This is a genomic window from Streptomyces sp. NPDC060064, from assembly GCF_042736455.1.
In the GTDB taxonomy this organism is placed as follows: domain Bacteria; phylum Actinomycetota; class Actinomycetes; order Streptomycetales; family Streptomycetaceae; genus Streptomyces.
Window position 1 is genome coordinate 1 of the sequence record NZ_JBHWWF010000081.1, and the last position, 10,157, is coordinate 10,157.

Below are 10,157 nucleotides of genomic sequence, written 5' to 3' on the forward strand. Positions count from 1 at the left end.
GGATCACATCGATCCGCGCCCCACACTCGTACATCGGACTACTGGTCCCGGTACATCTCGGCGACCAGGAAGGCCAGGTCCAGGGACTGGCTGCGGTTCAGCCGCGGGTCGCAGGCCGTCTCGTAGCGCTGGTGGAGATCGTCGACGAAGATCTCGTCGCCGCCGCCCACGCACTCGGTGACATCGTCACCGGTGAGCTCGACATGGATGCCGCCCGGGTGCGTGCCGAGCGCCTTGTGGACCTCGAAGAAGCCCTTGACCTCGTCGAGCACATCGTCGAAGCGGCGGGTCTTGTGGCCCGAGGCCGCCTCGAAGGTGTTGCCGTGCATCGGGTCGGTCACCCACGCCACGGTGGCGCCGGAGGCCGTGACCTTCTCGACCAGCTCGGGGAGCTTGTCGCGGACCTTGTCGGCGCCCATACGGACGACAAAGGTCAGCCGGCCCGGCTCGCGCTCGGGGTCGAGCCTGTCGATGTACTGCAGCGCCTCGTCGACCGTGGTCGTCGGGCCGAGCTTCACACCGATCGGGTTGCGGATCTGCGAGGCGAACTCGATGTGCGCCCCGTCCAGCTGGCGGGTGCGCTCACCGATCCAGACCATATGGCCGGAGGTGTTGTACAGCTGGCCGGTCCGCGAGTCGGTGCGGGTCAGCGCGCCCTCGTAGTCGAGCAGCAGCGCCTCGTGGGAGGCGTAGAACTCGACCGTACGGAACTCCGCCGGGTCCGTGCCGCATGCCTTCATGAAGTTGAGCGCGTTGTCGATCTCCCGCGCGAGCTGCTCGTAGCGCTGCCCGGAGGGGGACGACTTCACGAAGTCCTGGTTCCAGGCGTGCACCTGCCGCAGGTCGGCGTAACCGCCGGTGGTGAAGGCGCGCACCAGGTTGAGCGTCGCGGAGGAGGCGTTGTACATCCGCTTGAGCCGCTCGGGGTCCGGGATGCGGGCCGCCTCGGTGAACTCGAAGCCGTTGACGGAATCGCCCCGGTAGGTCGGGAGCGTCACGCCGTCGCGGGTCTCGGTCGGCTTGGAGCGCGGCTTGGAGTATTGGCCGGCGATCCGGCCGACCTTCACCACCGGGACGGACGCGGCGTAGGTGAGCACCGCGCCCATCTGGAGGAGGGTCTTCAGCTTGTTGCGGATCTGGTCGGCGGAGACCGCGTCGAAGGCCTCGGCGCAGTCGCCGCCCTGCAGCAGGAACGCCTCGCCCTTGGCAACGGCTCCCAGTCGGGCGCGCAGCTGGTCGCACTCGCCCGCGAAGACGAGCGGCGGATACGCCTCGAGGTCCGCGATCACATCGCGCAGAGCCTCGGCATCGGGGTACTCGGGCTGCTGCGCCGCGGGCAGGTCTCGCCAGGTGTTGCCACCGGCAGTGGTGGTCTTAGCGTTCACGGTCACGCCGTCAACATTACGGGGTCTCTGCGGGCGTACCTCCGACCGCCCACCAAATGAGACAGGAGTGGACTCGGAGGCGCACCCCTGTCCGTACCGAGACTGCTGTCCGTACCGAATCCGACCGGATCCGTCACCTCGGCGGGGTTCGGCGCGGCGCGATGCGTTATGGTCGGCGTCATGTTCGCGCAACCGACTCAGAACTGGTGGTGGACCGCTCATCCGGCGGCCCACTGACTGCGCGTACACCCAATCGCGAAGGCCGCCCGAGGGGCGGCCTTCAGTGTTTCCCGGGTCCCGGGAAAGCGGCCGTTCCTCCCACCCGGAAGGAACACGACGCATGCTCATCAGCCGACTGCTGGACGACGACTGCCCGCCCTTCGCCCTGCTGCGCAGACGCACCCCCGGCCACGACCACGACACCGTCGAGGTTCTGATCGGCACCGTCCACGAGGCCGAGCGGCTCGCCGACATCCCGGTCGGCGACCGCCCCTCGCTCGCCCTGATCCCGTTCCGCCAGATCAGGGAACGCGGCTTCGACGTACGCGACGACGGGACGCCACTGACCGTGCTCGTCGCCGACGAGAGGCATGAACTCCCGCTCGCCGAAGCCCTGGAGGGACTGCCCGCGCACGACGTACGGGTCGAGGGCGGGGCCTTCGACGTCGACGACGAGGAGTACGCAGGCATCGTCCGGCGGGTCATCGAGGACGAGATCGGACAGGGCGAGGGCGCGAACTTCGTCATCCGCCGTACGTACACCGGCAGGATCCCGGACTTCGGCCGGGCCGACGCGCTGGCCCTGTTCCGGCGGCTGCTGGCCGGCGAGCGCGGTGCGTACTGGACCTTTGTCGTGCACACGGGAAACAGGGGGCCCGAAGGGCCTTCCTCGGAAGGGCGGCGGCGGGAGACGGGTGGGCGCACCCTGGTCGGCGCCTCCCCCGAGGTCCATGTCCGGATGAGCGGCGGCACTGTCGTGATGAATCCGATCAGCGGGACGTACCGCTATCCGCCCGAGGGCCCGACCCCCGAGGCGCTGCTCGGCTTCCTGGACGACCGCAAGGAGCGCGAGGAGCTCTCCATGGTCGTCGACGAGGAGCTGAAGATGATGTGCACCGTCGGCGACATGGGCGGTGTCGTCGTCGGGCCCCGGCTCAAGGAGATGGCCCATCTCGCGCACACCGAATACGAGTTGAGGGGCAAGAGCTCCCTGGATGTACGGGACGTACTGCGGGAGACCATGTTCGCGGCGACGGTGACAGGATCGCCGGTGCAGAACGCCTGCCGGGTCATCGAGCGGCACGAGGTGGGCGGGCGCGGTTACTACGCGGGCGCGCTGGCGCTGATCGGCAAGAACGCGGGTGGCGGGGAAGGACAGGTCGGCGCGCAGACCCTCGACTCGCCCATTCTGATCCGTACCGCCGACATCGACGCCGAAGGATTCCTGCGGGTACCGGTCGGGGCGACCCTGGTCCGGCACTCCGACCCGGCGGGCGAAGTCGCCGAGACGCATGCCAAGGCGGCCGGTGTACTGGCCGCGCTGGGGGTGCGTCCCGGGCGGCCCAAGGAGCACGCCGAGCGCCCGAAGCTCGCCGACGACCCGCGGGTGCGGGCCGCCCTGGACGCCCGCCGCGCCGGCCTCGCGCCCTTCTGGCTGCGGATGCAGGAACGCAGCGCCCAGTTGACCGGCCACGCCCTGGTCGTCGACGGCGAGGACACCTTCACCGCGATGCTGGCGCATCTGCTGCGCTCCACCGGCCTGGAGGTGACAGTGCGTCGGTACGACGAGGCGGGCCTGCGGGAATCGGCACTGTCGCACACAGGTCCGGTGGTGCTGGGTCCGGGACCGGGCAATCCGGCCGACGCGGGCGATCCGAAGATGCGCTTCCTGCGCTCGCTCGCAGCGGATCTGCTGCGCGATCACCGCCACGGTCTGCTGGGCGTCTGCCTGGGACATGAGCTGATGGCGGCCGAGCTCGGCCTGGAGATCGTACGCAAGGACGCGCCGTACCAGGGGGCGCAGGAGCGGATCGACTTCTTCGGGCGTGCGGAGACGGTGGGCTTCTACAACAGCTTCACGGCGCGCTGCGACGACGCGGCGGCGGCGGAGCTGGAGGCGCACGGGGTCGAGGTGGCCCGCGATCCCCTCTCGGCGGAGGTACACGCCCTGCGGGGCACAGGCTTCGCGGGTATCCAGTTCCATCCGGAGTCCGTACTGACGATGCGGGGCCCGGAGGTGATCCACGGCCTCCTCGCCTCGACCTCGCGAGTCGGCCGGGCCTGATTTTCCCCACCCCGCCCCTTCCCGTAACTGGGGCTCCGCCCCAGACCCCGCGCCTCAATCGCCGGCGAGGCTGACAAAGTCGGCCCGTCCGGCGATTGAGGACACGCCCGAGGGGAACAGCAACCGTCAGCCGAAGAAGACCCCGACCTCCTTGTACAGCTTCGGGTCGACCGTCTTCAGCTTGGCCGTGGCCTCCGCGATCGGTACCCGCACGATGTCCGTGCCCTGCAGCGCGACCATCTTGCCGAAGTCCCCGTCCCGCACCGCATCGATCGCGTGCAGGCCGAAGCGGGTGGCCAGCCAGCGGTCGAAGGCGCTCGGGGTGCCGCCGCGCTGGACATGGCCGAGGACGGTGGTGCGGGCCTCCTTGCCGGTACGCCGCTCGATCTCCTTGGCCAGCCACTCGCCGACGCCGGAGAGCCGGACATGGCCGAAGGAGTCGAGCGAGCCGTCCTTGAGGACCGCCTCGCCGTCCTTGGGCATGGCGCCCTCGGCGACCACGACGATCGGGGCGTAACTGGCCTTGAAACGCGAGGTCACCCAGGCGCAGACCTGGTCGACGTCGAAGCGCTGCTCCGGAATGAGGATGACATTGGCGCCGCCGGCCAGACCGGAGTGGAGCGCGATCCAGCCCGCGTGCCGCCCCATCACCTCGACGACCAGGACGCGCATATGTGATTCGGCGGTGGTGTGGAGCCGGTCGATCGCCTCGGTCGCGATGCCGACCGCCGTGTCGAAGCCGAAGGTGTAGTCGGTGGCGGACAGGTCGTTGTCGATGGTCTTGGGCACACCGACGCAGTTGATGCCGTACTCGTCGTGGAGCCGCGCGGCGACGCCGAGGGTGTCCTCGCCGCCGATCGCGATCAGCGCGTCCACCTCACTCTTGGCGAGGTTCTCCTTGATCCGGCGGATGCCGTTCTCCGACTTGAGGGGGTTGGTGCGCGAAGAGCCGAGGATGGTGCCGCCGCGGGGCAGAATGCCGCGTACGGCCGGGATGTCGAGTGGAACCGTGTCGCCTTCGAGGGGCCCGCGCCAGCCGTCGCGATAGCCGACGAATTCGTACGCGTACTCCTGCACGCCCTTGCGGACGGCGCCACGGATGACCGCGTTGAGCCCGGGGCAGTCGCCGCCCCCGGTCAGTACTCCGACGCGCATGGAAACTTCCCTTCGCCTGGTGAGCCTTAGGACCGCCACGCTAATGGTGACGCAGGTCACTACGGGATGGGACGAAGGGTCAATTCCTGTGCGCCACGAGGAGGTTGAAGTCCGCTTTCACTCGTACGAGTAGGGGGCGGGGGTTACGCGTCGTCGAGGCCCCGCTCGATGGCATACCGCACGAGCTCCACGCGGTTGTGCAGTTGGAGCTTGCCGAGGGTGTTCTGGACGTGGTTCTGGACGGTGCGGTGCGAGATCACCAGACGCTCGGCGATCTGCTTGTACGAGAGCCCCTTGGCGACCAGCCGCAGCACCTCGGTCTCGCGCTCGGTCAGCTGCGGGGCCTTCGGCTCGTCGGCGCCGGACGCGGGTACGGGGTCGGAGGCGAGCCTGCGGTACTCACCGAGCACGAGGCCCGCGAGGCCCGGCGTGAAGACCGGATCGCCGACGGCGGTGCGCCGCACTGCGTCCGTCAGCTCGTCCGTGCTGGCCGACTTGAGCAGATATCCGGTGGCGCCGGACTTCACCGCTTCCAGTACGTCGCCGTGCTCACCGCTCGCGGAGAGGACCAGGACGCGCAGGGCGGGGTGGGAGCCGACGAGCTCCTTGCAGACCTGGACGCCCGGCATCCCGGGCAGATTGAGGTCGAGGACGAGAACATCGGGCGCGACGGCCTTGGCGCGGCGCACCGCCTGCGGCCCGTCGCCCGCCGTCGCCACCACGTCGAACCCGGCCGCGGCCAGGTCGCGGGCAACCGCGTCCCGCCACATCGGGTGGTCGTCGACGACCATCACCCTGATCGTCTGCCGGTCCGTCTGCGGGTCCGTCCTACCGCCCACCTGCTGGTTCGTCATTTCCCTGCCTTCCCCCGTGGAACCTTCAATTCGACTTCTGTGCCCTGGCCCGGCACCGAGATCAGCTCGGCCCTGCCGCCCAGATCCCGCAGCCGCCCGCGGATCGAGAGCGCGACACCGAGCCGCCCCTCCCCCTCGGCCTGCGCGAGCCTGCCCTCCGGGATGCCCGGGCCGTCGTCCCGTACCGTCACGATCACTTCTTCCGGCCAGTCCTCGACCAGGATCCAGGCCCGGGCTTCCTCGCCCGCATGCCTGCGGACATTGTCCAGTGCGGCACTGACAGCGGCCGCGAGCTCCGCCGCCGCGCCGGCCGGCAGCAGCACCGGGGCGCCCGGCTCCGAGAAGGTCACCTTCGACCCGGCGTGCCGGGCGAGCAGCGAGCGCAGATCACGCAGTTCGGGTCCGCCGGGCGGATCGTCGTCGACGTCGACGGTACGGACCAGGGCGCCGAGCGAGCAGTCCTCGGAGGCGCGCGTGGCGGGCACCAGACCGCTGGAGACCAGGGTGCGCAGGGCGACCTCCTGCTCCCCGGCCATTCTGCCCAGCTCTGCGGCCTCGCCGCCCAGTGCCGTGCCGCGCCGCTGCACCATCGCCAGCACCTGGAGCACGCTGTCGTGGATGTCGCGGGCCAGCCGTTCCCGCTCGCGGGTCGCGGCCTCGATCTCCAGGGCGCGGGCGAGGGTGAGCTCGGAGGCGCGGGCGACCTCGACGACGTAACCGATGGCGATGGAGGCGACCCAGACCAGCAGGACGTTGTGGAAGGTGTCCCGGCTGGGGTGGCCGCGCTCGACGATATTGGCGACGGCGACGAAGGAGGACGCGAAGCCCGCCCAGCGCCAACCGCCCTTGATGGCGAAGGCGAGGACGGATCCCGCGGTCCATATCGTCGGCAGGGTGGGGCCGTCGACGGTCTGTGCCTGGGCGTCGGCGAGCGGCGTGAGCATGATGCCGGTCAGCGCGATGGTGAGGTCGGCGACGAGGAAGCGTTTGGTGCAGCGGGTGGCGTTGGTGACCTTGGGGAGCGTGACCAGCGTCCAGACGGCCATCACCGCGAGGACGGCGACCGCGACCCAGGGGTGCTCGAACTTGCTGCGGGTGAAGACGAAGAGGAGCACCGCGTAGATCATCGTCAGTACGCGGTAGGCGGCGAGCGCACGCCACAGCGGCAGCTCGACCGACATCCGCACGACACGCTCGCGCTTGGCCATTTCCCCCCACCCCCGGGACGGACGACGCGGCTACGCGGCCGGGCGTTCCGTCTTCCCTGCCTTGTTCGCCTTCGCCGCCGCCTTCTCGGCCTTCTCCGCCACCGCCTTCTCCTCCGCGAGCTGCCGCTTCGCGGCGGTCGCGTAGATGTCGACGTACTCCTGGCCGGAAAGCTTCATGATCTCGTACATGACCTCGTCGGTCACCGAGCGGAGGATGAAGCGGTCGCTCTCCATGCCGTGGTAGCGGCTGAAGTCGAGCGGTTTGCCGATCCTGATCCCCGGGCGCATCAGCTTGGGTATCACCTTGCCGGGCGGCTGGATCTTCTCGGTGTCGATCATGGCGACCGGGATGACAGGAGCGCCGGTGGCGAGCGCCACGCGCGCGAGGCCGCCCGGCTTGCCGCGGTACAGGCGGCCGTCCGGCGAGCGGGTGCCCTCCGGGTAGATACCGAACAGACCGCCGCCCTCGATGACCTCTATACCGGCCTTGATCGCCGCCTCACCCGCGCCGCGGGCACCCGAACGGTCCACCGGGAGCTGTCCGACGCCCTTGAAGAAGGCGGCCGTGAGCTTGCCCTTCACGCCCGGCGAGGTGAAGTACTCCGCCTTGGCGATGAAGGTGACCTTGCGGTCCAGGACCGCGGGCAGGAAGAACGAGTCCGAGAAGGACAGATGGTTGCTCGCGAGGATCGCCGGTCCCTCTGCGGGAATGTTCTCGAGGCCCTCCACCCAAGGCCTGAAGGCAAGCTTCAGCGAGCCCCCGAGGGAAAGCTTCATTGCGCCGTAGATCAACTCGTGTGCCTCCTGTGTGCTGTCGAACAGACCTTATCCCGGGGTGGGCCCGTGCTCCCCGCTCTGGGGGGCCTACGGATCTGGTCGGTGTCAGTCCGGTCGCGTACGGTGAAGTACACCTTCAGACACTCACGCTGTGACCTACCGGGGCTGTCACATCAGCGGCTTCGCCGTGGGCCCCCAACCCCGAAAGGAGACCCCGGTGCCGGTCCTCCCTGGAGCCGAGCCGTTCCGCCACGAAGGCGGAGATGTCGGCGTCCTTCTCTGTCACGGCTTCACAGGTTCCCCGCAGTCGCTGCGTCCCTGGGCCGAGTATCTGGCGGAGCGCGGCCTCACGGTGTCCCTGCCGCTGCTGCCCGGGCACGGCACGCGCTGGCAGGACATGCAGGTCACCGGCTGGCAGGACTGGTACGCGGAGGTGGACCGCGAGCTGCGGGTACTGCAGGAGCGGTGCAGCCAGGTCTTCGTCTTCGGGCTCTCGATGGGCGGGGCGCTCACGCTGCGGCTCGCCGCGAAGCACGGTGACGCGGTCAGTGGAATCGTCGTGGTGAACCCGGCGAACAAGGTGCACGGCCTGTCGGCGTACGCGCTGCCGGTCGCCCGCCACTTCGTGCGTACGACAAAGGGTCTGACGAGCGATATCGCCTTGGCGGGCTCGGAGGAGGTCGGGTACGACCGGGTGCCGCTGCATGCCGCGCACTCGCTGCGGAAGTTCTTCCGGCTGGTCGACGGCGAGCTGCCGCAGGTCACCCAGCCGATGGTGCTGCTGCACAGCCCGCAGGACCATGTGGTGCCGCCCGTCGACTCGGCCCGGATCCTCAGCCGGGTCTCGTCCACGGATGTTTCCGAGATCCTGCTGGAACAGAGCTACCACGTGGCGACGTTGGACCACGATGCGGAGCGGATTTTCGACGAGAGTTATGCGTTCATCGGCCGGCTCGCTCCGAGTGTCGGAAAGAAGGGGAGCACGACCGGTGGCTGAGCAGCACGATGCGGACCGCGAGCCGCAGCCGATAGACGAGGAGGCCGCCTGGGCGGCCATCGTCGCCGGGTACGGCGAGGAGCCGGCAGACCCGCCGGGCGCCAAGCCGTTCAAGTCGGTGGAGGACCTCGCCATGCTCGAGGCCGAGGTGAACGAGGCGCCTGACGATCCGGAGGACGAGTCCCCGGAGTCCGGGGCCGGGCCCGACTCCGATGCGGACAGGCCCGCGCTGGGCAGCTCGATCACCTTCGCGCCCGGTGTCGGCGGCCCGCGCGACTACGGCGTGGCCGAGGCGAAGGACGACGACCTCGACGAGAGTGACGAGGGCCACTTCGTACCGCCGGAGCCGCCGCCACTGCCGGATGCGGATGTCACGGCCAAGTTCGCCTGGCTCGCGGTCGTCGGCGGCCCGGTGCTGATGCTGGTCGCCGTGCTGCTGCAGTGGGACATGACGTGGTGGCTGACCACGGTGTGCGTCGGCGGCTTCCTGGGCGGTTTCGCGACTTTGGTGGCGCGGATGTCGCATGACGACGACGAGGACGACGACCCGGGCCGCGGCGCGGTCGTCTGAATTCCTTACTGCTGATTCCTTCTGCTTCCTTCTGCCGAATGCTTCTGCTGATCTCTTTCTGCCGGCCACGGTTCAGGCGGCATGCGCTCCGACCGCGGGGACGCGCAGCGCCGCCAGCACCGGCAGGTGGTCCGTCGCCGCGCGCAAGTCGGACCCGGTGATGCCCGGGAGGTCCAACGGCACTCCGCAGCCCAGCACTTGGACGCCCTCGGTCGCGAGGATCGCGTCGATCCGCTGATGCGGGTTATCGGGTGTCGAGGTGTACTCGCCACCCCATGGCGCGACCGCCCAGCAGTCCTGCAGCTCCGCCGCCAGCCGGCGGAAGCTCCGTCCGGTGGGCCGGTCGTTGAGGTCGCCGGCCACGATCGCGTACGGCACGTCCATCGCCGTCAGCCGGTCCAGCAGCATCCCGGACTGTGCGTAGCGCTCGTCCGTCTGCAGGCTCAGATGACAGCTGAGCAGCCCGATCCGGGCTGCCCCGATCCGTACCACCGCCGTGGCGAAGCCCCGCCGGTGCAGGCCTGGAGTGAGCGGCAGCAGCACATCCTCCGTACGCTCCACGGTCGCGCGCAGCGAGCAGAGCAGCATCGGCCCGGTCGCTGTCGCTCCGCCGGTCAGCATCACAAGGTCACTCTTGGCCGCGAGCCGCGCGGCGTGCTTGCGCCAGCGGAAGAAGCGCGGCGCCTCCTGGATGAACACAAGGTCGGGCCGGCAGGCGCGGATCACCCGGGCCAGTGCGTCCTCGTCGTCGCGCATCGAGCGGATGTTGTAGCTGAGTACCCGGATCACGGCCGAACCGTCCGGCTCGGTGCGGGAGTCGGGAAGCGCGGTGATCGCCATATGAGCAAGATACGACGGCGCGGGCCTTTTCCGGGGCTTCGCCCCAGGCCACAGACCTCAATCGCCGGGCGGGCCGACATTCGGCC

The 10,157-nt window shown here is 69.6% G+C and carries 10 protein-coding genes; 4 read left to right on the plus strand and 6 right to left on the minus strand.

Annotation, left to right across the window (positions count from 1 at the left end; genetic code table 11):
* Positions 1-38: 38 nt before the first annotated feature.
* Entirely contained in the window at positions 39-1,391 is a 1,353-nt protein-coding gene (locus tag ACFWDI_RS40225; RefSeq protein ID WP_385311984.1) for a class II 3-deoxy-7-phosphoheptulonate synthase, read from the minus strand.
* A 174-nt stretch (positions 1,392-1,565) separates the two neighbouring features.
* Here ACFWDI_RS40225 and ACFWDI_RS40230 point away from each other — a divergent pair, with 174 nt between their 5' ends.
* On the plus strand, positions 1,566-1,622 hold the full coding sequence (locus ACFWDI_RS40230; protein WP_351454571.1) for a trp operon leader peptide: 57 nt from the start codon (positions 1,566-1,568) through the stop codon (positions 1,620-1,622).
* Between the two features lie 103 nt (positions 1,623-1,725).
* Positions 1,726-3,669 (plus strand): anthranilate synthase family protein, encoded by a 1,944-nt coding sequence (locus ACFWDI_RS40235; protein WP_385311985.1) that lies wholly within the window; start codon positions 1,726-1,728, stop codon positions 3,667-3,669.
* A 126-nt stretch (positions 3,670-3,795) separates the two neighbouring features.
* Here the strand turns inward: ACFWDI_RS40235 and ACFWDI_RS40240 are convergent, their stop codons facing one another.
* From ACFWDI_RS40240 to ACFWDI_RS40255, 4 genes are all read right to left on the minus strand, one after another.
* Entirely contained in the window at positions 3,796-4,824 is a 1,029-nt protein-coding gene (locus ACFWDI_RS40240; protein ID WP_385311986.1) for a 6-phosphofructokinase, read from the minus strand.
* 143 nt (positions 4,825-4,967) lie between these two features.
* The gene (locus ACFWDI_RS40245) at positions 4,968-5,678 is read right to left on the minus strand and encodes a response regulator (RefSeq protein WP_385311989.1); all 711 of its coding nucleotides are present in this window, start codon (positions 5,676-5,678) and stop codon (positions 4,968-4,970) included.
* The gene (macS, locus tag ACFWDI_RS40250; protein WP_385311991.1) at positions 5,675-6,886 is read right to left on the minus strand and encodes a MacS family sensor histidine kinase; all 1,212 of its coding nucleotides are present in this window, start codon (positions 6,884-6,886) and stop codon (positions 5,675-5,677) included. Before macS ends, ACFWDI_RS40245 begins: the two co-directional genes overlap by 4 nt.
* Positions 6,887-6,916: 30 nt before the next feature.
* Complete coding sequence (locus ACFWDI_RS40255; RefSeq protein ID WP_362675471.1) at positions 6,917-7,678, minus strand: lysophospholipid acyltransferase family protein; 762 nt, start codon at positions 7,676-7,678, stop codon at positions 6,917-6,919.
* 202 nt (positions 7,679-7,880) lie between these two features.
* Between ACFWDI_RS40255 and ACFWDI_RS40260 the strand changes: the two genes are divergently transcribed.
* Together ACFWDI_RS40260 and ACFWDI_RS40265 are read left to right on the plus strand one after the other, a co-directional pair.
* Positions 7,881-8,660 (plus strand): alpha/beta hydrolase, encoded by a 780-nt coding sequence (locus tag ACFWDI_RS40260; protein ID WP_385311993.1) that lies wholly within the window; start codon positions 7,881-7,883, stop codon positions 8,658-8,660.
* Positions 8,653-9,231 carry a hypothetical protein gene (locus ACFWDI_RS40265; protein ID WP_385311995.1) on the plus strand — a complete coding sequence of 193 codons (579 nt, stop codon included), beginning with the start codon at positions 8,653-8,655 and terminating at the stop codon, positions 9,229-9,231. The genes ACFWDI_RS40260 and ACFWDI_RS40265 overlap by 8 nt, the downstream gene beginning before the upstream one ends.
* Positions 9,232-9,303: 72 nt before the next feature.
* Here ACFWDI_RS40265 and ACFWDI_RS40270 read toward each other — a convergent pair whose 3' ends face one another.
* Entirely contained in the window at positions 9,304-10,071 is a 768-nt protein-coding gene (locus ACFWDI_RS40270) for an endonuclease/exonuclease/phosphatase family protein (protein ID WP_385311997.1), read from the minus strand.
* Between the last annotated feature and the right edge of the window lie 86 nt (positions 10,072-10,157).